This window comes from Defluviitoga sp. (assembly GCF_035349255.1).
Classification (GTDB): Bacteria; Thermotogota; Thermotogae; order Petrotogales; family Petrotogaceae; genus Defluviitoga.
The window spans coordinates 92,910-117,209 of sequence record NZ_DAOPSE010000001.1; the positions used below are offsets into that span (position 1 = coordinate 92,910).

At 30.9% G+C, this 24,300-nt stretch carries 21 protein-coding genes, 1 tRNA gene and 1 pseudogene; 7 read left to right on the plus strand and 16 right to left on the minus strand.

Features of this window, described 5'->3' with window-relative positions:
• Nucleotides 1-35: 35 nt before the first annotated feature.
• Genes thyX through metG form a run of 11 tightly spaced genes read right to left on the minus strand, consistent with a single transcriptional unit; the run spans nucleotide 36 to nucleotide 11,903 of the window.
• Nucleotides 36-740, minus strand: a complete 705-nt coding sequence (gene thyX, locus PKN74_RS00415) for an FAD-dependent thymidylate synthase (protein WP_472307465.1) — start codon at nucleotides 738-740, stop codon at nucleotides 36-38.
• Nucleotides 727-1,878, minus strand: a complete 1,152-nt coding sequence (locus tag PKN74_RS00420; RefSeq protein WP_472307467.1) for a tetratricopeptide repeat protein — start codon at nucleotides 1,876-1,878, stop codon at nucleotides 727-729. Before PKN74_RS00420 ends, thyX begins: the two co-directional genes overlap by 14 nt.
• Nucleotides 1,878-3,272, minus strand: a complete 1,395-nt coding sequence (locus tag PKN74_RS00425) for a DUF342 domain-containing protein (RefSeq protein WP_472307469.1) — start codon at nucleotides 3,270-3,272, stop codon at nucleotides 1,878-1,880. The genes PKN74_RS00420 and PKN74_RS00425 overlap by 1 nt, the downstream gene beginning before the upstream one ends.
• Nucleotides 3,273-3,285: 13 nt before the next feature.
• Complete coding sequence (locus tag PKN74_RS00430; RefSeq protein WP_472307471.1) at nucleotides 3,286-4,098, minus strand: epoxyqueuosine reductase QueH; 813 nt, start codon at nucleotides 4,096-4,098, stop codon at nucleotides 3,286-3,288.
• Complete coding sequence (locus tag PKN74_RS00435) at nucleotides 4,095-4,607, minus strand: ComEA family DNA-binding protein (RefSeq protein WP_472307473.1); 513 nt, start codon at nucleotides 4,605-4,607, stop codon at nucleotides 4,095-4,097. Before PKN74_RS00435 ends, PKN74_RS00430 begins: the two co-directional genes overlap by 4 nt.
• 6 nt (nucleotides 4,608-4,613) lie before the next feature.
• Entirely contained in the window at nucleotides 4,614-5,372 is a 759-nt protein-coding gene (locus tag PKN74_RS00440) for a hypothetical protein (protein WP_472307475.1), read from the minus strand.
• Nucleotides 5,373-5,374: 2 nt separating this feature from the next.
• The gene (locus tag PKN74_RS00445; protein WP_472307477.1) at nucleotides 5,375-6,367 is read right to left on the minus strand and encodes a dehydroquinate synthase/iron-containing alcohol dehydrogenase family protein; all 993 of its coding nucleotides are present in this window, start codon (nucleotides 6,365-6,367) and stop codon (nucleotides 5,375-5,377) included.
• A gap of 16 nt (nucleotides 6,368-6,383) precedes the next feature.
• Nucleotides 6,384-6,827 (minus strand): ribose 5-phosphate isomerase B, encoded by a 444-nt coding sequence (gene rpiB / locus PKN74_RS00450; protein ID WP_472307479.1) that lies wholly within the window; start codon nucleotides 6,825-6,827, stop codon nucleotides 6,384-6,386.
• A gap of 19 nt (nucleotides 6,828-6,846) precedes the next feature.
• Nucleotides 6,847-7,491 (minus strand): transcriptional repressor LexA, encoded by a 645-nt coding sequence (lexA, locus tag PKN74_RS00455; RefSeq protein WP_472307481.1) that lies wholly within the window; start codon nucleotides 7,489-7,491, stop codon nucleotides 6,847-6,849.
• Nucleotides 7,484-9,916, minus strand: coding sequence for a DNA gyrase subunit A (gene gyrA, locus PKN74_RS00460; RefSeq protein WP_472307714.1), 2,433 nt, complete (start codon nucleotides 9,914-9,916; stop codon nucleotides 7,484-7,486). The genes lexA and gyrA overlap by 8 nt, the downstream gene beginning before the upstream one ends.
• A gap of 16 nt (nucleotides 9,917-9,932) precedes the next feature.
• Nucleotides 9,933-11,903 carry a methionine--tRNA ligase gene (metG, locus tag PKN74_RS00465; RefSeq protein WP_472307483.1) on the minus strand — a complete coding sequence of 657 codons (1,971 nt, stop codon included), beginning with the start codon at nucleotides 11,901-11,903 and terminating at the stop codon, nucleotides 9,933-9,935.
• A gap of 454 nt (nucleotides 11,904-12,357) precedes the next feature.
• Here metG and PKN74_RS00470 point away from each other — a divergent pair, with 454 nt between their 5' ends.
• A complete protein-coding gene (locus PKN74_RS00470; protein WP_472307485.1) occupies nucleotides 12,358-14,100 on the plus strand; it encodes a proline--tRNA ligase in 1,743 nt (580 codons plus the stop codon).
• Nucleotides 14,101-14,183: 83 nt separating this feature from the next.
• Here PKN74_RS00470 and PKN74_RS00475 read toward each other — a convergent pair.
• A tRNA-Ile gene (locus tag PKN74_RS00475) sits at nucleotides 14,184-14,260 on the minus strand.
• Between the two features lie 84 nt (nucleotides 14,261-14,344).
• Between PKN74_RS00475 and PKN74_RS00480 the strand changes: the two genes are divergently transcribed.
• The 3 genes and pseudogenes from PKN74_RS00480 to PKN74_RS00490 all read left to right on the plus strand — a co-directional run.
• Entirely contained in the window at nucleotides 14,345-14,518 is a 174-nt protein-coding gene (locus PKN74_RS00480) for a hypothetical protein (RefSeq protein WP_472307487.1), read from the plus strand.
• A gap of 51 nt (nucleotides 14,519-14,569) precedes the next feature.
• Entirely contained in the window at nucleotides 14,570-16,150 is a 1,581-nt protein-coding gene (locus PKN74_RS00485; RefSeq protein WP_472307489.1) for a bifunctional aspartate carbamoyltransferase catalytic subunit/aspartate carbamoyltransferase regulatory subunit, read from the plus strand.
• Nucleotides 16,151-16,302: 152 nt separating this feature from the next.
• Nucleotides 16,303-16,545 (plus strand): annotated as a pseudogene (locus PKN74_RS00490) (DapH/DapD/GlmU-related protein); the annotation flags it as partial.
• A gap of 4 nt (nucleotides 16,546-16,549) precedes the next feature.
• Here PKN74_RS00490 and murB read toward each other — a convergent pair.
• From murB to PKN74_RS00505, 3 genes are read right to left on the minus strand one after another with little or no spacing between them, the layout of a single operon-like run.
• The gene (gene murB, locus PKN74_RS00495) at nucleotides 16,550-17,473 is read right to left on the minus strand and encodes a UDP-N-acetylmuramate dehydrogenase (protein WP_472307491.1); all 924 of its coding nucleotides are present in this window, start codon (nucleotides 17,471-17,473) and stop codon (nucleotides 16,550-16,552) included.
• 13 nt (nucleotides 17,474-17,486) lie between these two features.
• The gene (locus tag PKN74_RS00500; RefSeq protein WP_472307493.1) at nucleotides 17,487-18,434 is read right to left on the minus strand and encodes a sulfotransferase; all 948 of its coding nucleotides are present in this window, start codon (nucleotides 18,432-18,434) and stop codon (nucleotides 17,487-17,489) included.
• A gap of 54 nt (nucleotides 18,435-18,488) precedes the next feature.
• Nucleotides 18,489-19,088 (minus strand): HAD family hydrolase, encoded by a 600-nt coding sequence (locus PKN74_RS00505; RefSeq protein WP_472307495.1) that lies wholly within the window; start codon nucleotides 19,086-19,088, stop codon nucleotides 18,489-18,491.
• 469 nt (nucleotides 19,089-19,557) lie between these two features.
• Here PKN74_RS00505 and upp point away from each other — a divergent pair, with 469 nt between their 5' ends.
• The 3 genes from upp (at nucleotide 19,558) to dnaA (ending at nucleotide 23,398) form a co-directional block, all read left to right on the plus strand.
• Nucleotides 19,558-20,187, plus strand: coding sequence for a uracil phosphoribosyltransferase (upp, locus tag PKN74_RS00510; RefSeq protein ID WP_472307497.1), 630 nt, complete (start codon nucleotides 19,558-19,560; stop codon nucleotides 20,185-20,187).
• A gap of 33 nt (nucleotides 20,188-20,220) precedes the next feature.
• Nucleotides 20,221-21,714, plus strand: a complete 1,494-nt coding sequence (gene murJ / locus PKN74_RS00515; RefSeq protein ID WP_472307499.1) for a murein biosynthesis integral membrane protein MurJ — start codon at nucleotides 20,221-20,223, stop codon at nucleotides 21,712-21,714.
• Between the two features lie 319 nt (nucleotides 21,715-22,033).
• Nucleotides 22,034-23,398, plus strand: a complete 1,365-nt coding sequence (dnaA, locus tag PKN74_RS00520; protein WP_472307501.1) for a chromosomal replication initiator protein DnaA — start codon at nucleotides 22,034-22,036, stop codon at nucleotides 23,396-23,398.
• A 53-nt stretch (nucleotides 23,399-23,451) separates the two neighbouring features.
• Here dnaA and PKN74_RS00525 read toward each other — a convergent pair whose 3' ends face one another.
• Complete coding sequence (locus PKN74_RS00525) at nucleotides 23,452-24,249, minus strand: family 1 encapsulin nanocompartment shell protein (RefSeq protein ID WP_472307503.1); 798 nt, start codon at nucleotides 24,247-24,249, stop codon at nucleotides 23,452-23,454.
• Nucleotides 24,250-24,300: the final 51 nt, after the last annotated feature.

The window sequence follows — 24,300 nt, forward strand, 5'->3', positions numbered from 1 at the left end:
CATGTTATATTATAAAATCCTAAAAATGAAGGACATTATAACTTGTCTAAAACATCTCCTTGATATGCATATTTTATATATGCTTCATAAGTCCAAGGACAAAGTTTTTGAAAAAAATAAGCCAAAGCTATAGCGTATTGTTGTATCTCCCATTGTGCATGGGAAGAAGCTCGCAAGTCTAAAAAATGCATTAATGCTCTAGCGTTTGTGGTAAGATAAAATTCAGTATATTCTCCAACTGGTAATATAATCCTCGCTAATTCTTTAGTAACTCCTATATTAATAAGTTTTTCATAAGCTTCATACGATTTTTCATAGGCTTCTTCAATTATTTCTATGACTTCTTTTTTTAACTTTTCATCTCCGACAACAATATTTTTTTGTTTATCGTCAGTATCTTGGAATCTGATATTAGTAGGTATATAAAATTCATCAACATTTTTTGAGGTATATCGTCTACTTATCTCGTTAGGAGACATGCCTATTCTATGTCTAAACCACTGCCTTACAACGAAAATAGGCGCTTTTACGTAAAATGTGAAAGTAATGTGTTCAAAAGGTGATGTATGACCATTCTTCATCAAATGTTCTATAAGTCTTTTATCTTTTTCATCGGTAGATATATCTTTTCCATGTGATACCCTTGCTGCTCTAACTGCAGATCTATCCCCTCCCATGTAATCGACAATTTCGACAAAGCCTTTATCCAGCACCTTTAAAATTTTTTCACTGTTGCCCATTTTCTATCTTTTTCTCCTCTTTCAAAAATTTGTAGAGAATAAATAAAATAACAACTAAAATAATTAACAACGGTAGGTAAGTCACAATAAAATTTCTTTTTTTTAGTGTGTGATCTACTAATTTTAATGCATTTACTATTTGTTCGTTATCTGGATCAAAGATTAAAGCTTTTGTAAGATAAATTTTAGATAACCCAATGTTGTTTTTCATATCATGTTGAATTAACAAAAGGCCTAACTTTGCCAACGAATCTTCGTTTTTTTGATCGTAATATAGGGAGATCTCGTAATTTTTCTTTTTCTGAGTATAGGTATCGGAAATATCTCCCAGTAGTTCATAGCTTTTCGAAAGGATATTTTTCTTATCTGAATTTTGGATTAACAAATCAACGATAGTTCTTGCTTTTTCTTTCTCATTTGAATAATTATAAGAATAGGCTATTAATAATAATATTGTTTCACTTTTTTGGGGTTCTTTTTCATAAAGTTGAGCTAATTGAATTATTTTATCGTATTTGGATAATTCAAAAGCTTTACTAATTAATAACTCTAAAATTTTAACATTATTTGAATAAAAAGAAAAAATTTTTTCTAAATTAGAAAAAATAAATTCCTTTTCTTTATCATTTGATAAATCCCATCGAATTATTGATTCGTAATAAACACAAAATGGATTTTCTCCCTTACTCTTTGTTATTATATCAAGAGAGCTTAAAATAGCCTTAGATATCTCAATATCTTTCGTATTTTTATATTCATTAAACAAAAAAATAACTCTTATGGAATTAACGACAACCGAATTTGGATATTTTTTAAGGGCGGCTTCGATTTTGTTTATTGTATCTTTTTCATTTCCCTTTTGATATCCTCCGAGAATATCTAATATTGTTGAATCATCTGGTTCTAAGTATAAATTTATATGTGTTCTTGATTGATCTGCAATAGTTTTAAACTGAATATTTCCGTCTTCATAATACTTTAGATACATCCCTAAAACATTTAATGCCATTTCATCTGAGACAAGCAATTGATCAGGATCAAGAATATATACAAATTCATCCAAAATACCAGAAAATATAATAATAGAAAAATTCAACATACAAAAAGTTACCATCAAAATTTTCATAATTTGTTTCACTAATAGTCACCTTGCTTAAAAACTTCTGCTTTATAACCGTGTAAAACAATTTCTTCATTTTCTAATTGAAAGATAACTTTGGTTAAGGGTTTTGTAGGAACAAATTTCTTCTTATGAATTATTATTTCCACACCAGGATAAGCCACATCTCTTGCTATAATAAAGGCTTCTTCTCTTGAATCTTGTATTTGAGATTTTATTTCTCTTATTCTTTCCTGAGTCTTTTCAATTTCCTCAAGTAACACTTTAAAGGTATTAAGTGATTTTTTATAATACTCTAACCTTTGTTCATCAAGTTTATCCATCTCTTTTAACTTTCTTAGTCCAGTTAATATAGAACTAATCTTTTTAAGATTTTCTGTATCTGAAGCCAATTGATTTTCCAACTTAATTAACTCTTGATTCAATTCTGGTGGAATCCCAACTTCACAAATGGTTCTAACGTGCATAACACTACCTAAAATATCAGATTCTATAAGTTTAGTAGCTAAAACACTTCCTCCGGCTATTCGTCCGTTTTTGCCTTCTACAATAACATTTTTACCCGATTTTATCGTGGAATTTAAAATGGATGTGGAAACAATTAGAGTTTCTTCAACTTCAACAAATGAATTTTCTATATAATTACACTTCAAATTTTTCGCTTTAACAAAGCCTTTTCCAGCACCCTTAACGCCAAAAATATATGCGTCCCCTTCACATATGACAGTAGCTGACTCAACTACTCCTTTAATTTCTAGATAATCCCTAGCTTCGACTACAAAGCCTGCTTTAACATCCCCACTTATATACAATTTTCCAGGAAATCTTACATTACCTGTTGAATAATCCACGTTTCCATTAATTTTATGTTCATCAAGAACATCAATATATATTTCTCCGCTTTTGTCTTGAGTAGTTATGAACTTTCCATCCATTTTAGATATTATTTTGTTATTTTCTATATAAACATTTTTGCCTAGTCTCAATTTTAACTCTTTTCCCAATAATCCTTCCACAATTCCGCCTTTAACATTTTTGCCATCTTCTCCTTTTGTTGGTGGTATAATTTCTGCCAGTTCATCTCCTTTGTTAACTATAACCAGCTCACTAACTTCTTTCATATCTATTTTTGAGGTTTCTTTATTTTCAATTTCTTTTTCTATGATTTCTCGAAAAACTATTTTCGCATCTTCCCCAATTCCTGGAGGCGTCCCATAAGCTATAGTATAATCCTTATCATATTTTGGATTTGAAATTATGTGTTGGATAACTTCATTCATTATACCATGAACAATACCTTTTTCTCTTAAAAATTCTTCTATCTCATTTATGGTTGGGGGACGACCATCATTTATTAATTTTAATGAAGCTACCATTGCATCTTCTGATATTTTAATTTCATATCTCGCCACAATGCAGGCCTCCTCACCAAACTATAATTTTAGTTTTCCAATCGCCTATTTTGTATCTACCACTTTTTAAAATGCCAAAATCGCTTGCTATTTCTTTTCTTATTAAAACAATTTGGGGCTTCAAATATTTTAAAGAATTTATTCCTTCTTTCACTAAAAATTCATAAGGAATATCTTCAGGGATTCTTAAAAGGTCTGTCTTATAATAATTGAAAAAAGCATTGGCATAGTCTTCACCCACTACTTTTTTTAATTCTTCATAATTATTTCTTCTCGACTCTTCTTCATATTTTTTTGATTCTGATAACGAAAAAGCACATCCACAATAATCCTGTCTGTAAATATTATAAGTTTTACACATTTTCGAAGACTCTTTAATACCGTTGTTAGATCTAAAATTTATATATTGAAATCTTATATTTTTGTTACTTAATTCTATTTTTTTTACGATGTTTAAAATATCGTTATGAGATTTTCTAGGCGAAGCTAATAGGGAAGAAGTATACTGCGAAAATCTATACTCATTAGCAAAAATAAGGGAATTTTCTAACCTCAGTTTTATACATTCAAGGCATCTATTGTATTTGTTGAACTCATGGCCCTTTATTCTTTCAAAATATATAGATGGTTCGTATTCTCCTTCAATAAGTTCAAAGTTCCACACCATTTGAAGTTTCTTAACTTCATTGAACCTTTTTATATATTCCTCTTCAGGATAAATATTGGGATTGTAAAAGTAAACTATTGGCTCGTAACCTAACGCCTTTAGCTTTTTATAAGAAATGGTTAAATCTGGGGCACAACATACGTGAAGCAATAACTTCAAAATGTTATCTTCCCTTCTATTTTTTTTAAAGTAGAAGTAGAAATACCTATTTTTCTTAATTCATCACTATTCTCTATCTTTTTTAATAATCTGTAATCAACTATTTTTTGGGCGCTAACTTTACCTATCCCTGGCAAATTCATCAGTTCTTCAAGTGTAGCTGTGTTAACATTTATTTTTTTATCCTTTATTTCGTAAACATTTCTTGAAAGATATATATAATCTTTAATGTTTAAAAAAGTTTTTTCTCCGATACCAGGGACATTCTTTATATCTTCGACGGATGAAAAACCATATGTGTTTCTATATTTAACAATCGCATTGGCTTTTGAAGGGCCAATATATGGAAGCTTTACTAATTCTTCAACATTTGCTGTTAATAGATCTATTTTTAAAGTGGCGAATCCTTCACTATAGCGATCTTCAGTTGGGAATCTTTCATAGTTAATCAATCCAATCGTACATATCATAACTATAATCAATAAAGGAAAAAATAATTTCTTTTTCAAAGATTATCACTCATTTTTCCCCGTAAAATGTATTGCTTTACGAAAGCGATCTTTAATGCCCAATCCAGTTAATTCAAAAACCTTTTGTTCATCCATATTTTTCATATATTCATCAGATTCAGAACCGGTTTCAAATAATCCAACAACAATTGACCAATAATCTGCATTACTTGGAGTGTACTTCCCATTGTAGACAACTGCTGGTATTCCTCCTTCTCTTAAAGCCATAGTAGGAAAAACTGCAAGAGCAGGAGAATTAAAAAGATAAATTTGAATTGTATATAGATATTGTTCTTCGATTTCACCAACTAGATCATAATCTTGCCTATATAAATAGTATTTGTTTCCATTTTTAAAAATAAAATAATTAATCCCGTTTTCTAAAGCATATAAGGCTTCTTCAAAAGCCTTTCTTTCATTGTCAAATATTTTTACAGCTCCGACATTACTAGATTTTAAAAGCGTGACGGAATTACTTAGAAGAAATTGATAGTTCAATTCTCTAACATTATAGTTAACATTAGCTTTTACCTTCCCTACTTGTAACTCAGGCAAAATAAGTTCTTTCTCGTAATAGTCCTGATTATTATCAATCTCAAGTATTTGGGATGTAATGTAATCTGAACCCAAGTCGTTTATTTGAATGGCTAAGAAATTCATTTCATTTTTAAGATAAATAGTATATATGGTTATAGCAAAAGTTATTAAAGGTAATATAAAAACTATAATTAGCAAAAAATTAAATCCGCCAGCTTTCTTTTTCAATTTCATGCACTCCTTACAAAAACCTTAAATTCGGGTAATAATTCTTCTATTTCAGTATAGTTAATATAATAACTTATAAATCCATCATCTGTTAATAATATTTCGTTCAACGGAATAGAAAACTTTTTTGCTTTCAAATTCCTTAAAGGTAAATTTGAAAAACTTAATGAATTTTTTATGTCATTAACAATGCTTTTAAAATTAAGCTCGCTCAAATATCCAAGTTTATGACTGAGATAAGACAAAAAAACAAATGATAAACATTCACTTTCAACGAAAAAATTATTCATTTTAAAATCAGGTTCAATTAAAAATTTACTTAATCTTGTTCCCGGAAAAACTAGATCGTTAGAATAGAGAGAAAGTACGAATCTGATCGCTGTGTAAAGATATTCTTCTAAATCTAATTTTATAAAATTTTTAGAATATTTTAGGGATAACTTTGCGAAAGTTTTATCAAACAATAAGCCAACTAAATAGCCAAATATAAATTGTTTTTTCATAACAGACTTATCCAGAAATTTACAAAAATATGGATCTATATAAACAAGATCAGGATAGCCAGAAACTTTTAAATAATTCTTGGTGTAATTCATGTCTAAATTGAATTCTCCAGAAACTGGCAAATATATCATAGAAGATAATGTAGTGGGAACAATGATTAAGCTGGCTTTAGGAAAATCTAAGGTGTTATATGTGAAACCTACCATATCTATTAATGACCCTCCACCCACAACAATTATATTACTATAATCTCCATTTGTAATCAATTTACATAACTCAACATATTTGTCAAAATATTTAGCTTCGGGACCTCCTTTAACAAAAACAACGTTATCGCCATCGTAATTAAAATATTTTTTTAAACCCGAATCCATTATCAATAATGATCCATATCTTGAGAGATATTTAGATAAGAATTCTTCATAGTAGTTCATGTTTATGTTAATATGAATATCTTTTTCTATTCCTTTTGAAAAACTAATACTCTTCATTATCTTCTTCCTTCTTCTAATTTTGTTCCTCTATATTTGATATCTTGTCTATCCTTCTTTGGTGCCTGCCGCCCTCAAATCCGGTGGATAAAAATGTGTCAACTGTCCATTTTGCCAAGTCATACCCCATTAATCTTCCTGCTAAAACAAGAACGTTAGCATTGTTATGTTTACGAGCTAGTTCTGCCATCGATGGATATAGACATAATGCACCTCGTATCCCTTTTATTTTATTTATCGAAATGGACATACCAATTCCTGTACCGCAAAGACCTATTCCATAATCAACTTGACCGCTAGAAACTGTCTCTCCTAGCATTCTAGCGTAGTCAGGATAATCGACAGGATCTTTAGTGTAGGTTCCTAAATCAATTATATCAATTTTCTTTTCTTTTAGATAGCTAACTATCTCTTCTTTCATCTCAAAAGCAGCATGATCGGATGCTATAGCAATTTTCATTTTTACCTCCCAATAGAATTTACATAACCCTTATTAATCCTACCATTTTACCTTGAATTTCTAACTTATCCTTGGTTATTTTAATTTCTTGTGAATCTTTATTTTCAGGTATTAACAGTACTTCCTTTTCGTTTAGTTTTTTAAATCTTTTCAAAGTCGCTGTTGATTTATCAACTAACGCTACAATTATGTCTCCATCTTGAGCATAATCTTGTTTCCTGATTATTACATAATCTCCGCTTGCAATATGAGCCCCAATCATAGAATTTCCTTCAACCCTTAGAGAAAAATATTGAAAATTTTTCGGGAAAAAATTGCTAGGAATGGGAATAAAGTCTGTAATTTTCTCTATAGCTTCTATTGCATCACCAGCAGTGATCTTTCCTGACACAGGAATTAAATTTTCCACTGCAAATACAGTTCCACATTTAGAAGTAAGTCTTATTCCTCTAGAAACACTCTCTCTTTCTAAATAACCTTTATTTTCTAAAATTATAAGATGTTTGTGTGCTGCTCTCGGACTTCTGAATTCAAAATGTCTCATGATATCTCTTATGCTTGGAGCAAAACCATTTTCTCGCATGTATGAAATAATATAATTTAAAACTTCTGATTGTCTTTTTGTTAAATCTTCCATCAAACTTTTCCTCTCCTTCTCATTCATCCTTTACCTCTATTGCATCGACTACTTCATCATCTTCATCTAACCGAACAACAATAACACCTTGAGTAATTCTACTTAACACAGTAATATTATCTACATTTACTCTAATAGCTTTTCCCTTTTTTGTAAATATCAAAACATCTTCTCCATCTGCTACAGACATCGCTGCAACTATATTTCCTATTTTTGAAATATCTCGAACAGTTTTTAAACCTATGCCTCCCCTATTTTGTGGCCTGTAGGAACTAAACTCAACCCTCTTTCCATACCCTTTTTCAGTAATTATGAGTAATTTCTTATCATCATCCACTAAAACAACATCAACAACCTCATCACTATTTTTCAATTTTATTGCATTAACCCCCATTGCTTCTCTTCCCATTCTTCTTACCTGGGAAGAATTAAAATTGAGGGCCATACCTTTTTTTGTTACGACTAATAAATTTTTATCTTCGCCCTCTAAAACCATCGCATCGACAACTGTGTCGTTTTCTGCTATATTTATAGCTCGAATGCCAGAACTTCTTGCATTACTAAATTCTCTTAATGATGTTCTTTTTACCTTTCCTAATTTAGTAAAGATCAAAATATCTTTATCGTAATCACCATCCAAAGATATAGGAATTAGAGTTTTTACTTTTTCATCACCCGAGATGCCTATGTAATTTGCAATATGTGCTCCCTTAGAACTTTTTGATCCCATTTCAACTTCATAGGTATTTATTTGGTAAGCTTTACCTGCAGAAGAAATTAACATTAATTTTGATAGTCTATTCGTAAAGACTAATTCTTTTACAGTATCGTTCTCTGATATTTTTAAGCCTTTAGCTCCCTTTCCACCTCTGCCTTGAACCTTATATTCATTTGCAGGAATTGCTTTAATATAACCCCATTTTGTCAAAACTATTATGACATTCTCATCTTTGATTAAATCAACTTCATCGGCTAATTCACCTTTATAATACACTATTTCAGTTCTTCTTTCGTCCCCAAACTTCTTAGCCACTTCATCTAGCTCTTCTTTGATTATATTCATTAACTTTTCTCTATCTTGGAGAATATTTGTAGCATCTTTAATTTGATTGTATAAATCATTTAACTCTTTGATTAGATTGTCCGTCTCTAGCTTCGATAAACTAATAAGTCTCATGTCTGCAATTGCCTTTGCCTGCTCTTCACTAACTCCAATTGTTTCTTGCAAGTTCTTCAATGCTTCTTGAGGATTCTGCGAATTGCGAATGATGTCAATGACTGTATCAATTCCTTGAACAGCTTTTATTAGACCTTCCACAATATGAGCCCTTCTTTTTGCTTTTTCTAATTCAAAATTAGTTCTTCTAGTTACAACTTCAATTCTATGACCAATAAAAGCTTGCATTAACTCCTTGAGGTTCATCAATGAAGGTTTACCTTTATTAATAACATTCATTTGAGTATAAAAATAGCTCTGCAGATTTGTATGCTTAAAAAGGTCGTTTATCAATCTTTTAATGTTGGCATCTCTTTTTAATTCTATAACCAACCTTGTACCTTCTTTGTCACTCTCGTCTCTAACATCTTTTATCCCTGGATCTTTTTTATCGTCTTTCTTTTTTACAGCATACTTAACAATTTGCTCAATGACATTCGTTTTGGAAACTCCATAAGGTATTTCTTCAAATACAATTGATGTTCCGCTTTCTTTTTCTTCTATTTTATATTTTCCGCGAATAGTTATTTTACCTTTCCCAGTTTTGTAGAGTTCTTCTAAATTTTCTCCATCTACTATAACACCTCCAGTTGGAAAATCTGGACCTTTTAGATATTTTAGTAGATCTTTGATTTCCACATCAGGATTGTCTATCAATAACTTCAAGGCTTCAACTAGCTCGTTTAAATTATGTGGTGGTATGTTAGTTGTCATTCCAACTGCGATACCACTTGAACCATTCATTAAGAGATTGGGTACTCTAGTTGGTAAGACTATCGGCTCCTTTAAACTTCCGTCAAAATTGTCTCTAAAATCAACTGTATCCTTTTCTATATCAAGTAACATATACTCACCCACTTCCTGCATGCGCGCTTCGGTATAACGCATTGCAGCAGCTGGATCACCATCAACAGACCCAAAATTTCCTTGACCTTCAACTAAAGGATATCTCATAGAAAAAGGTTGGGCCATTCTAACCAAAGCATCATATATCGCTGCATCACCATGTGGATGATATTTACCCATCACTTCTCCAACTATACGAGCGCATTTTTTGAAAGCAGAATTATGCCTCAAAGACAATTCACTCATTGAATATAAAATTCTTCTTTGAACAGGTTTCAATCCATCCCTCACATCAGGAATAGCTCTACTAACTATTACACTTAAAGAATATAATAAATAGGAATTTTTTAGTTCGTCATTTAAATCTTTTTCAATTATTTTGTGTTCCATCACTTAAATGCCTCCATTACGAAATCTTTGCTCCCGCAGCTATTTCTCTATCAACTGTTAATAAACTTAAATTTCCATTTTCATCTTTGGCAGCTAAGAGCATACCTTCAGATAATTCACCCATTAATTTTGCTGGTCTTAAATTTGATATTACCACTATCTTTTTATTAATCAAGCTCTCTGGAGAATAGAATTCCTTAATTCCTGCAATTATTTGTTTTTGTCCTAATGGGCCAATATCTATAATTAATTTAATCAGTCTATCTGATTTCTCAATGTTTTCTGCGTTAACAACTTCTGCCACTCTTAGATCTAACTTCTTTAAATCTTCTATTTTAACAAAATTCATAACGTTTTCTAATTCATGCTTTTCTTTTTCAACCACTTCAACTGCCTCCTTTTTTTCTTCGTCTATATCAGTATCAGTATTCACTTTTATTACTCTTTCCCAATTTTCTACATCGATTCTTTCAAAGATAGGCTTACCTCTTTCAATTTTTTTACCAGAGTTTAACAATCCTATTTTGAGATTTTCAGATTTTATGTGAGATGAATTGTATCCAAGTTTACCTAAGATTTCTTTGGATGTTTCTGGCATTATAGGATAAAGCAGTATACCAATAATTCTTATACTTTCTAATAGATTGTACAACACGCTAGCCAATCTTCCTTTTTTATCTGGTTCCTTAGCTAGAAGCCATGGTTCTGTTAAATCTATATACTTATTTGAAAATCTAACTACTTCCCAAAGAGTTTCTAATGCTTGAGTAAACTGATATGATTCCATATGATTTAGAAACTGTTCCTTCTTACTTTCTACTAGATTAAAGAGTTCATCATCAACTTCATCTTTTATTCCTTGTTTTGGGATAACTCCATCAAAATATTTTTCAACCATTGTCAAGGTTCTATAAATTAAATTACTCAAATCATTAACTAAATCAGCGTTGTATCGTACAATTAAATTTTCCTCCGAAAAATCTCCATCTTTCCCAAAATTAATATCTTTTAGCAAATAATATCTTATTACATCTTTTCCATAAACATTCATCAATATTATAGGGTCGATAGCGTTACCTAAAGATTTGGAAATTTTTTGACCGTTAATAGTTAACCATCCGTGTGCAAAAATCTTCTTTGGCAAAGGTAGACCAACAGACATAAGCATTGCTGGCCATATTATTGAATGAAATCTGTTTATTTCCTTTCCTATCAAATGTAAATCCGCTGGCCAATATTTCTCAAACTTTTCTTTATCATCTGTATATCCAATTGCACTAACGTAATTTATTAATGCATCTACCCAAACGTATACAACATGTTTAGGATCGTTAGGCAGAGGAATACCCCAATCAAAAGTTGTACGGGTGATACTTAAATCCTTTAATCCTCTTTTCAAAATTTGCATCATTTCATTTCTTCTAAATGCCGGCTCTACAAAATCAGGATGTTCCTCATAATATTGAATAAGAGGTTCATTATATTTTGATAACTTAAAAAAATAATTTTCTTCTTCAACCCATTTTAATTCTCTTTTACAATCAGGACATAATTTGATATTGCCTTCATCTAACACTTCATCAACGTTCCAAAATGATTCATCATGAATACAATACCAACCTTCATATTTCCCCTTGTAAACATCTCCATTATCGATCATTTCTTGAACAAAGAGTTGAACAGTTTTTACATGATAATCATCCGTTGTTCTAACAAAATGGTCATAACTTATATTCATATCATCCCATAATTTTTTAAATTTTGAAGATAGTTCATCCACGTATTTTTGAGGTGAAAGATTTCTTTCCTTCGCTGCTTGTAAAACTTTTTGACCATGTTCATCTGTACCTGTTAAGAAAAACACATCATATCCCATCATCCTTTTAAAACGAGCAATGATATCTGCTACAATAGTTGTATAAGCTGACCCAATGTGAGGTTCACTGTTAACATAGTATATTGGGGTTGTGACATAAAATTTAGACAAAGAGGCCACCTCCGACTTTTACTGCTTTTTTTATTTATCTTTGTTTATTTTTGCATTTATAACAAAAAATTGGCTTAAATTAGTAAAATTAGCCTAATTAATTATACCACAAATATTTTCTTAAATCATTTATTTAAAAGATTATGGTATCTATTTTCTATCATCCATAATTATAGCTTTTAGGGTACAAGCTCACCATGTATAGGTAAGAATTTTATGCATGCTGTAAACCTATTATCCCTTGTAAAATTTTTGAAATCTCTCTTTATTTTTTATTTTGTTTGGAATTTAAAACTTCATCGTAAATTTTGATAAAAATAACCTTTTTTAAAAATAGAACCATTAACTCATATGATATAATAGAAACAAGGTCTTTTGAACATTTTTTATACAAAATTATAAGAATATATCTTATCTAAAATCAAAACAACACAATTTAAGTGGAGGGATATCATTGCTTTTTTCAAAACTTTATGCTCCAACATTGAAAGAATCTCCTGCAGACTCAGACATAAGAAGTTACGAATTATTAATCCGGGGAGGCTTCATTCGCAAAATATCTTCTGGGGTGTACAGTTATCTTCCGCTCGGATGGAGAGTTATACAAAAAATAGAAAGCATTGTTCGAGAAGAAATGGAAAAAATAGGTTCCCAAGAATTAATGCTTCCAATTATCCATCCGGCTGAGCTTTGGAAAATGACTGGAAGATGGGATGATTATGGACCTGAGCTTATGAAACTAAAGGATAGAAATGGCAGAGAATTCACTCTCGGCCCTACTCATGAGGAAATTGTAACGTATTTAATGAAAAATGAATTAAGGTCTTATAAACAATTACCGCTTAGTGTTTTTCAAATTGCTACGAAATTTAGGGACGAGATAAGACCTAGATTTGGTGTTTTAAGGGCAAGAGAATTTATAATGAAAGATGCTTATTCGTTTCATCCTGACTATGAATCACTACATGAAACTTATGAGCAATTCTACATCGCATATGAAAATATCACTAAAAGATTAGGAGTCAAGTATGTAATTGTAGAAGCCGATACAGGAGCTATCGGCGGTAACGTTTCACATGAATTCCACGTTCTTGCTAAAAATGGTGAAGGTAAAATATTCTATTGTGAAAAATGCGGATATGCGGCCAGTGATGAAAAGGCTATTTCAGGGGAAACTTTTTCCCCCAATAGTAACGAACCTAAAAAAGAGATGACGAAAATCGATACAGGGGAATTAAAAACTATCGAAGAAATAGCTGACCTTTTAAAACTACCTAAAAATAAATTAATAAAGTCGATGGTTCTAAAGTCTAAAAACGATTGGGTTATGGCACTAATTCGTGGTGATTATGAACTCAATTTATCAAAACTTCGTTCTCTTCTTAAAGATCAGACTCTAGATTTTGCTGATCCAGAGGAAGTTTATGAGAAGTTCGGTGTTAATATAGGAAACATTGGTCCTATAAATGTCCCAAATGATGTTAAAATAATTGCTGATTTAAGCGTGAAATCTGTTGTCAATGGTGTCGTTGGTGCCATGGAAGAAAAAATGCATTATATAAACGCTACCCCCCTTGAAGATTTCAAAGTCGATGAATTTCGTGATATTAGATTTGTAAAAGAGGGTGAAAAATGCCCTCATTGCGATGACGTTCTAAAAGAAACTCGAGGCATAGAAATAGGACAAGTCTTTGAACTGGGTGATAAATATTCTTCAAAAATGAAAGCTTACTTTATGGATGAAGAAGGTAATCAAAAACCTTACATTATGGGTTGCTATGGTTGGGGTGTTTCTAGAACTTTAGGAGCTGTAATTGAACAACTAAATGATGAACATGGCATGCTTTGGCCACGAAGCATTGCCCCATTTGAAGTGGCAATAATACCTGTTACTTCAGCCAACAAAGAAATCACCAAGATTTCAGAACAAATTTACGATTTTCTAACGAAAAAAGGTGTAGAAATCCTAATAGATGATAGAGAAGTTTCGGCAGGTGTTAAATTTAAAGATATTGATTTAATAGGCATACCTCTCAAAATAATTATAGGAAAATCTTATGAAGAAGGTAATATAGAATTAAAACTTAGGTATGAGGAAGAGAGCACATTAATAGATTGTTCTGACTTAGAATTAGTTTATAAGGAAGTTTTAAGAAAATTAGACGAATACGATCCATCACAAGCTCTGAAAATTTAAATACCCTAAAAATTGACAAAAATTTGAAAAAATAGTAAAATATAGAGGGAAAAAATAAAAGCCGAAGGATCTTCGGCTTTTATTGGTGGGCTCGGGTGGATTCGAACCACCGACCACCCGGTTATGAGCCGGAAGCTCTAACCAACTGAGCTACGAGCCCTAATCTGTATTTAATTATAGCATCAATTACTAATTTTGTCAATACTTTTAGAAATTAATAAAAAATAATAGAGGAGAATGTAAAATGAGTGAGGGTTTGAAAATTCAGAATTCTAACGAAGATCCTATTAAAATACTACTTGATAAATATCCAAGAATTATTATACTAAAAGCAGTTTTTAATCTTCTGGATTCAAATGAAACCGTTAATTTAGAAAGTTTAGAAAGTGAAATAATAAAATTACTTACTAAAAAATAAATGGACCTTTTAAGGCCCATTTATTTTTTTATTTTTAAGGGAGGGAAAATATTGAAAAATGATTTTCTAGGTAGGAGTTTAACAGTTATGAATGACTTTACCATCGAAGAAGAAATGTTTTTGTATCATCAAACAAGAAAGTTGAAAGAAAAATGGAGAAACAAAGAAGATTGCTCGGATTTTGAGATAAAACTTCCATCTGTAGGAATTTATATTGTTTTCACTGAACCAAGCACTCGAACAAAAGAATCATTTATTAATGCTGCTAAATTTCATAAAAAAGCAAAAACAAATATATTCGAGGCTGAACACTCTTCTTTTAACAAAAATGAAAGTTATATTGATACCTTTAACATGCTAACAGGATACTCCGATTATTCAATTTTTATTGTAAGAACAAAACTAGAAGGAACTTGTAAACTTTTAGATGAAAAGGTCTCCGATTTTGCACTAAGGCATAAGTTGAACAAACCTTCTTTTATTAATGCTGGTGATGGAAAACATGAACATCCTACTCAAGAACTCTTAGATGAATATACATTTCTAGAACAGTTGAACTTCGATAACTCTTACATACACATCGCTCTTGTAGGCGACCTACTTCATGGCAGAACTGTTCACTCAAAAGTTTCAGGATTAAGAATATTTAAAAATGCAGCAGTAGATTTAATAGCACCTGAAGAACTTCAAATGCCAAAACACTATGTAACTAAAATGAAAGAAAACGGTTTTGAGGTACGGATATTTGATTCTATTGAAAACTATCTTAAACAAGAAAATATCGCTAAAATATGGTATTTCACACGTCTTCAATTGGAAAGAATGGGTGAAGACATTTTAGAAAAAGAACATTTATTAAGAAAAAGCGTAACTTTCAGAAAAGAGTTTCTTCCCCTTCTTCCAGAAAACACTAAATTTTATCACCCCTTACCAAGGCATAAAATTTACCCAACTATTCCAGCCTTTTTAGACCCTTTACCTTTGAATGGTTGGGAAGGACAAGCTATGAATGGTTATTGGACAAGAATAATTTTACTTTCCATGTTTGGAGGAGCAATAACCGCACCTTTCGATACATCAGTAAAAAATGTGGAAATAAACGAACAAGATTTTATTGTTTCTGCCCCCATAAAGGATGGAACTAAGGGAATTACGAAAGATGGAAAGAGGGGTATTAAACCAATCGAAAATGGAACAGTTATCGATCATATAGCAAAAGGAAAAAGTCTTGATAAAATATATGAAACCATTGTCAAAATTCGAAAAATTTTAAAATTATATGTTTTAGATAGTGCTGATGGAATATTTAAATCAGCAGATGGCAATTTCAAAGGATATATCAGTTTACCAGATGTATATCTTTCCCAAAAAGATATTAAAAAATTATCTGCCATTTCTCCTAATACAACTGTGAATATAATCAAAAATAGTCGAGTTTGCGAAAAATACAGAATTTCACTGCCACCACGAATATACAATTTTGAAGAATTAAGATGTAAAAATGAAAGCTGTATTACCAATCCTATAAACGGTGAAAATGTTCAAGTTTCATTTGTTAGAAACAATGATAACGAATTAATATGCGAGTATTGTGAAACTCCTCATAACTTTGAAGAGATTTGGAATGTTTAAGAGGTGATAAAATGTCTTGCCATATAGCTAAATCGGCACAAGTGTATGAAAATGTAGATATGGGTTACAATGTAATAATTGAAGAAAACGTAAAAAATTGAAAAAGATGTAAAAATAGGCAACAACGTTATTATTAAGAAAGATACTAAAGTAGAACCGAAAAAAGAATAGCTCTATTTAAGGGACCTACAATTAAGAAAGGTGCAAGAATTGGAGCAAATGCGACAATCCTACCAGGGATAGTAATAGGCGAAGATGCATTGGTAGGGGCAGGCTCAGTTGTTACAAAAAATTTAGAGCCTAGAAAAATATACATCGGTGTTCCGGCCAGAGAAACTAAAAAGGTATCTGACGAAGAACTCTTAGAAAATCAAAATTATTACATTTCTAAATAACAAGTTATTCCCATATTTCTGGTTCTACTTTTAAATCCACTTGATACTTTTCTTTAATAACTTTTTTAACGTAATCAATAAGAGCCTTAACCTGGCCAAATGTAGCATTGCCTTTATTTATTATAAATCCAGCATGTTTAGTGGAAATTTGGGCGTCTCCTATGGAATAACCTTTCAATCCAAGGCTTTCCAAGACAGTGCCTACATAAAAGTCAGGTTTTGGCCTTTTAAATGTACTACCAGCAGAAGGCATTTCTATAGGTTGTTTACTGTATCTTTTAATTGAAAAGTCTTCTATTCTGCTTTTTATATTGTTTAAGTTATCTTTACATAAAATTTGTTTTGAAGATAAAAGAACAAGAGGAAGATCTTGCAAAATACTTTTTCTGTAGGAAAACTCCAATTCTTTGTTTCTCAAGATTTTAATTTTTAAATCCGATAAATCAAACACTTCTGCTTCTATAACTACATCCTTCATTTCTCCACCATAAGCTCCAGCATTCATGTATATAGCTCCACCTACAGTTCCAGGAATTCCACAGGCAAATTCTAGACCACTGTACCCTCTTTCTGACACTAGATGAGATAGACTCGCTAGGTAAACACCGCATTCTGAATCAACCAGCAATTTCTGCCCATTCATTAATTTTTTTTCTTTTACTCCTGTGAGATATTTTGTGGAAACCATCACGAAATTTAAATCGTCATCTGTGACAATTAAATTTGTACCTCCTCCAATAATTTTAAAAGGGATATCTTTTTCCTTAAGTAGAATCAGAGTTTCAATAAATATCCTTTTAGTTTTGGGGAAAAACATGTAAGGCGTCTTTCCCCCAACTCTAAGACTTGTATGACTTTTTAAATATTCGTCTTTTTTTATTTCACAACCTTTAACGTACAGTTCTTTACATATTTCATCCAATTCCATGAAATATACTCCTTCAAGCAAACTCTTTTTCATAACTTAAACCCAATTTATTAATCCACTCAGGTTCTTTTCCATAACCAAATCTTTCCATCAACTTTCCACAATGTTCGTGCATTTTTTGAGCCATTTTCCTATCCCATTCCTTCCAATGAGGTAATTTATAGTTGTCTGCACTTGAATTTAATTTTTTATCTAGTAATTCCGGTTTAAACTGGTATTTTCTACTAAAACCATCGGAAAATTTACTACAAAATTCTAAAAAATCTAAAAAAAATTCGTTTCTGCTTTTACTCAAAAATAGGTCCTCATATCGATACAATCGAAAGTTTTTCTTATCTTTCATACTATCAAGAACAAATGTATTTAATTTATTGTAATACCAACAATATCTTTCAAACTTTGACATGTTTTTCCATTTATCACAATATGGATCATCTTTGAAATGATACGGTCTCATACTCATTTCTAAAAAAGCTAAATCTACTGTTTTATACAAGAGATAAACCGGTGAACTTATAGCTGACCTAATCCATGTTCTAGGATCTCTTATAATAAAAACGATTTTACAATTTGGGAATACATCTTCTAGGAGATCTACTACACCATGTAAGTGATTACTCGATTCGACATAAATACTTTCCTTCGTCTCTTCTAATATTTGTTTTCTTAAACCTTTTATATATTCCTTTGTTTTTTCATCGGATATCTTCCCTATACGACGATAGGTACTTAATTTACACATAGATTTTGAAGGTAAAAATTGTCCTACAGTCATTTGAAATAATCCAAATCGTTTTATATCACGTGCCCACTTTTTCAAATCTTTAAAAAATACATTTGCTGGTTCATGCACCGAATAGCAATCCTCTATCATTTGATTTAGACTTTTTGCTAAAAATTGAGTCCCTGTTCTTCCTGTGGATGTAATGAATACGCAATGCTTGTTAAAAACCGATTCCATATAACTCACCATCCTATAATATACTCTTAAACTATATTGTATATTTTTGTCAATTCAATTCTTTAATAGTTTTTCTAATTGTTCTCTCAACTGACTAGGATCTTTGTACAAAATGCCTTTTATACCTACTTGCTCAGCCACTTGAACATTTTGCAAAACATCATCTATAAAAACTGTTTGCTCTGGAACTAAATCATATTCATCTAACAAAAGTTTAAATATCTCTTTTTCGGGTTTCAAAAGATTAACTTGATAAGAAATTATCATACCATCGAATAATTCAAAAAACGAATGTAAAGATGTTATGTAATTGAAAGCGTGTTCGTGAAAATTTGAAAGGACGTATAATTTCTTGCCCTTAGATTTTAGTTCATACAGAAGAGAAATATTTTCTTCGATGGGTATTAGATATTTATGCCAGTTTTCAAGAAGCAATTTGAGTTCCTTTTGTAACTCTGGATTTTTTTCTAACCATATCCTACAAGCTTCTTCATAGCTAATTATACCTCTATCCAATTCCGACCAAATTTTTGTTTGAAAAACACCTTTAATTATCCTTTTCTTTACTGATTCGTCTTCAAATAGATCCTCTAAAATTTCTTTTGGATCAAATTTAAAAAGTACATTCCCTAAGTCAAACACTATATTGTCCACGATACTCCTCCTTAGCTAAAGTTTTGTAGTTACTTCGAAAAATACTAAAATGTACATTTATAAACATACATTTTTATATAATAAGAAATGTGTTCAGTGAACCTCCTAACCTCAAATTCTATTTCTACTTTCCAAAAAGATTTCTGTTTTTAAAATGATAATATAGTTTTCATCCAACATAAATTGTATTTTTCCTTCTCTCGGAACATTACTAGAACAGGAATTGTTTCATTATGTCTCTTTTTAAAATTGTATGATGTGTAAACAGAAATCAACTTAAAAATAAAATCTAAATACATGGAGGTTTAAGAGCGTTTTTTTACTTGTTATAATTTCTCATTTAAAAATTATAACATATTAATATTAACTGAATCAAAGTTAAACTTTAGAAAATTGATAGTATAAGCATGGTAAAATAAGTAAGATTAAAATTTTACAAAAATCATACTTCGGAGGTGTAGTTAGATAGATGAATAATCTTCATATAGTTGATCATCCTTTAATAAAGCATAAACTATCTCTAATGAGAAATAAAGATACTGGACCAAAGGAGTTTAGAGAACTTCTAAATGAAATTACATTACTTCTAACTTATGAAGCTTCTAGAAACCTTCCCACAGTAGAAATTGAAGTAGAAACCCCATTGGCAAAAACTAAAGGTGAAATTGTAGAAGACAAAAAAGTAACCATAGTTCCTATTCTGAGGGCAGGCTTAGGGATGTTAGATGGTATTCTTTCATTAGTGCCAAATGCTAGTGTTGGATTTTTGGGTGTTTTTAGAGATCCAGATACCTTAACTCCTGTAGAATATTATGTAAAATTTCCTCCGTTAACAGAAGAACATCAAATTTTCATTGTTGATCCAATGTTAGCTACTGGACGATCTATGAGTCATGCTATCAAACAAGTCAAAAAACATGGAGGAAGGCACATAACTATAATGTGTTTAATTGCAGCTCCTGAAGGTGTTTGCGTAGTCATCCGTGATCATCCAGATGTGGAAATATATACCGCTGCTTTAGATGAGAAATTAAATGAAAAAGCTTATATCATTCCAGGTTTAGGTGATGCTGGAGACAGACTTTATAGAACAAAATAATTTTAAAATAGCTTATTTCTTAGGAGGCATGTAATGTCAAAATTACTAGAGCATACATTTTTGTTCTCTTTAGCCACTTTGATTAGCAGAGTTTTAGGATTGTTTAGAGATGCTGCTTTTGCTCATTTTTTTGGTATTAGTGCTCAATATGATGCATATTCTATTGCAATTCTTTTCCCTTTTTTTCTTAGAAAAATTTTCGCAGATGGAGCTTTATCTTCCGCTTTCGTTCCTTTGTTTAACAGAAAAAACGGTGAAGATGCACAAGTTTTTTTTAGTACAACCTTTTGGTCTGTTTTAATTATTACTTCTTTGCTTTATATTCCTGTGAGCATATTTTCTGACAAAATAGTGCTAGTTTTAGGAACAGGATTGTCTCCTTCTATAAAAAGTTTAACTTCGTTTTTGCTAAAGATATCTTATCCTTACATTATTTTTATATCACTATGGGCTGTAATTACAGGTGTACTTAATTCTAAAGATATTTATTTTGGTCCAGCCTTTGCTCCCGCTTTATCAAATATTGTTATTATTATATTTATCTTCATCTCTCCATACTTTGTGCCACAGATTTTAGGACCCACAATAGGTTTTACAATAGGCGGAATTGTAGAATTCTTACTTGTTTTTTTCCTATTAAAAAAAATACGTTTTCCTATAACCTTGGATTTCAACGTACATGATTTAAAACCTATCTTGAAATTATTTGGCCCAGCCCTATTAGGCGTAGCAGTTGGAACTTTAAATACTTTGATAGACACCAATATTGCTACTTGGACAGGAACAGGAGGAGTATCGACGATTGAATACGCATTAAGAATTTACCAATTACCCCTAGGAATTTTTGCAGTAAGTGTTGCCAATGCTCTTCTTCCAAAATTATCTTATTCTGCTAGTGTAAAGAATGAAAAAGAATTTCAGCAAACTTTAGAAAGTAGTCTCGAACTAATGTTATTTTTTATTATACCTGCTACCTTCGGCTTAATATTTTTAAATAAAGAAATTATAGCTCTTATATATCAACACGGTAATTTTACTTACCAAGATACCTTGATAACTGCAAAAACTCTTTTATGTTATTCACTGGGGCTACCTTTTTATGCCTTACACACAATTTTCATTAGAAAGTTTCATTCACAATTAAATACAAAATATCCTTCAATAGTGGCAGCGATCATGCTTTTGATAAATGCAGTCTTAGATGTGTTACTATCAATAAAAATCGGGGTCGCGGGTATAGCTTTGGCTACATCAATTTCTGGAATTTTTGGAATGATCTTAACGGGTTATTCCACTTTCAAGTCTTTGGACTTCCAAAATTGGATCGAAATTTTAAAAATATTTGGTGCAAGCTTACTTATGTCATTATTTATTTTAATTTTTAAAAACCTTTTTACTTCAAGACTATGGACAATACTTTTGATTGTTCTGGGTGCTTTGGTATACATTGCAAGCACTTATTTACTTGGTTACAAAAAGCTGTCTACAGCTATAAAATTGGTTTTTAAAGGAAAAAATAAAAAATAACTCTTATGAAAAAGATGATTTGTGTTAAACCTTAAAATTTATTTTTTTAAATTTAACGAAAAATATATCTATTTTTACCATGCTAAATAAACGTATACACTTGTCCAATTTTAGAAATCATAAATTAAAATAAAATCTTAACATTATAATTTTCTAAATTTATATTCTAAACCATTTAACCATGGGGGATATGAAAAGATATATTCAGATAACCTGCATGAAAACTAGAAAATCAGATTTTTAATCAAAAATTTTCTTGATTAACCTCTCCCTATATGATAAGCTATATATGGGCTTATTTTTAAGGGGTGAAAAATGAATGGATAAAGATGAATTACTTGAGAAACTTCGTGCAAACCTCTCTCGAGACACTTGGAACAACTGGCTTACTTCTGCAGAAATATTAGAAATAGATGATAAGAAAGTTGTTATGGGTTTAAGAAATATATTCATTAAAGAAACCGTAGAAAAAAGGTTTGGTACGATAATTCAAGACACTATTTCTAATATATTAGGTAAAAAAGTTTCTGTAGAGTTTAGAGAGATACCTATTACTAAAGAAAGCAAAAATTCTATTTCTGGGCCAATTATTAAAAATAGACCTTTAAAACTTTCTGAATTCAATCCAGAATTCACTTTTGACAGCTTTGTGGTAGGCGAATGTAACAGAATGGCTTATTACTCAGCTTTAGAAGTTTCAAAGAATCCAGGTAAATTTAATCCGCTTTTTATTTATGGGGATGTAGGATTAGGAAAAACCCATCTTCTCCATGCTATAGCTAATTACATATTAGAACATTCCCCTGATATGAAAATAAAGTATGTCACAGCAGAAGAATTTATGAATGAAATGATGGAAGGCATAAGATCAAGTGGGATGGACAAATTTCGAGAAAAATTTAGAAAAAATATTGATTTTTTATTAATAGATGACGTTCAATTTTTAATAGGCAAAAATACAGTACAAACTGAGCTATTTCATACGTTCAATACACTTTTCAATTCACAAAAACAAATTGTTATATGTTCAGACAGAACACCAGAAGATCTATCTACGTTTCATCCTAGACTTATCAGTAGATTTGAAATGGGCCTTGTTACTGATATTCAAGCTCCCGATAAAACAACAAAGTATTTGATTGCCAAAAAAATGGCAGAAATGATATCATTTCAATTGAATGACGATGTAGCTTATTATTTAGCCGAAAACATTGAACAGAACCTTAGGAAACTTAGAGGAGTAATAATGAATTTAGTCTTGCAAAGTCAAATTTCTGGGAAGGATGTTGATTTGGACTTCGCCAAAAAAACTGTGGATTCTATGATAAAAATGAACGCTAATAAAATGAAGTTTCGCTCAAAAGAAGTCGTTGAATCTATTAAAGAAGATTCAGTTATAAATGCAGTGGCTTCAGAACTTAATTTAGACAGAAAGGAAATATTTTCTAATTCTCGAAAAAAAGACATCGCTTTATCTAGACAATTAATAGCTTATATTTTCAAGACAAACCTTAATATGAAGACAAAAGACATTGCAGAAAAATTGGATAAAAATCACTCTACCATTGTTCATTCCGTGAAAAAGATAGAACAGTCATTATTAATGGGAAATGAAAAGATCAAAGAAACTTTGAATAATATCTACATAAAATTAGAAGAAGAGAAAGTTAGTTTGAATATTTAGAGAAAACAAATAAAAAGCTGAGGCGTCGCCTCAGCTTTTTATTTTGTTAAATTTTAAAACTCTAAACCTACTATTGCTTCGGGGGTTTTTATATGAAAAGTAAAAGTTTCAGTGAAAAAGAGTCTAATCTTGTTTTCTATTCTTAACTCATATCCTAAGGATAAATCCTGACCCAAAATTAACTTAAAATCATCTCCACGAGTTGATATAATAAAAGAATTTTCTAAGTTATCGATAGTTTCTATTTCCAAATTCATTATCTCTTTTAACAACAACGTTAATGGATAAGCATTTTGTTGGGCAAAAAGTCTTTCCCAAATTTCCTTATTAATTACTAATACAAAAGGCCCTTCTATACCATCTTTTCTAAACTTTTGTTTTGCATCGAATACAGATTTGACAAAATCATTTACCTTTTCCGAACAACTTTTTACAAAGTTTTGCTTTGCGATAGTAAACAATCCAGTAATTTTTGCTTTATCTTCACCTTTTAATATAATTTTATTTTCAAATTCTGAAAGATTTCTCGCAGCTTCTTCTAAAGATGTTAAATCTGGAGTTTGGTAACCTCTTTCTATGTTATCGAGTTCCCAAATATCTAATTCAAATGGATATCTTACTTCAATCAATGGTAAAGATTCCCTAATTCCCCATCCCAAAGCTCTTTTTGGGTTATCGATTATCTCAAGAGTACCTAGAGCATAAGAAGAAAAGTCCCATCCGTAAGGACCCTCTACCTCTATTATTTTCCTTAGTCTTAAATTTCTTCTGAAAACTTCCCTTGCTCTTTCGTCCAACTCTTCCCATATTTTCTCTGTTAGGGGAGCAAAATCCCTTTTTAGAAAGTCCATTTGATTCCCTCCTTTCACTTTTTAAATATAGGCAACACAAACTACCTACAG

What these genes read in the sequence shown, in the direction of transcription:
- thyX (WP_472307465.1), bottom strand. Translation starts at nt 740, where the DNA reads ATGGGCAACAGTGAAAAAATTTTAAAGGTGCTGGATAAAGGCTTTGTC.
- PKN74_RS00445 (WP_472307477.1), bottom strand. Translation starts at nt 6,367, where the DNA reads ATGAAGAGTATTAGTTTTTCAAAAGGAATAGAAAAAGATATTCATATT.
- rpiB (WP_472307479.1), bottom strand. Translation starts at nt 6,827, where the DNA reads ATGAAAATTGCTATAGCATCCGATCATGCTGCTTTTGAGATGAAAGAA.
- lexA (WP_472307481.1), bottom strand. Translation starts at nt 7,491, where the DNA reads ATGAATGAGAAGGAGAGGAAAAGTTTGATGGAAGATTTAACAAAAAGA.
- gyrA (WP_472307714.1), bottom strand. Translation starts at nt 9,916, where the DNA reads ATGGAACACAAAATAATTGAAAAAGATTTAAATGACGAACTAAAAAAT.
- PKN74_RS00480 (WP_472307487.1), top strand. Translation starts at nt 14,345, where the DNA reads ATGAGTGAGGGTTTGAAAATTCAGAATTCTAACGAAGATCCTATTAAA.
- murB (WP_472307491.1), bottom strand. Translation starts at nt 17,473, where the DNA reads ATGGAATTGGATGAAATATGTAAAGAACTGTACGTTAAAGGTTGTGAA.
- PKN74_RS00500 (WP_472307493.1), bottom strand. Translation starts at nt 18,434, where the DNA reads ATGGAATCGGTTTTTAACAAGCATTGCGTATTCATTACATCCACAGGA.
- upp (WP_472307497.1), top strand. Translation starts at nt 19,558, where the DNA reads ATGAATAATCTTCATATAGTTGATCATCCTTTAATAAAGCATAAACTA.
- murJ (WP_472307499.1), top strand. Translation starts at nt 20,221, where the DNA reads ATGTCAAAATTACTAGAGCATACATTTTTGTTCTCTTTAGCCACTTTG.
- dnaA (WP_472307501.1), top strand. Translation starts at nt 22,034, where the DNA reads ATGGATAAAGATGAATTACTTGAGAAACTTCGTGCAAACCTCTCTCGA.
- PKN74_RS00525 (WP_472307503.1), bottom strand. Translation starts at nt 24,249, where the DNA reads ATGGACTTTCTAAAAAGGGATTTTGCTCCCCTAACAGAGAAAATATGG.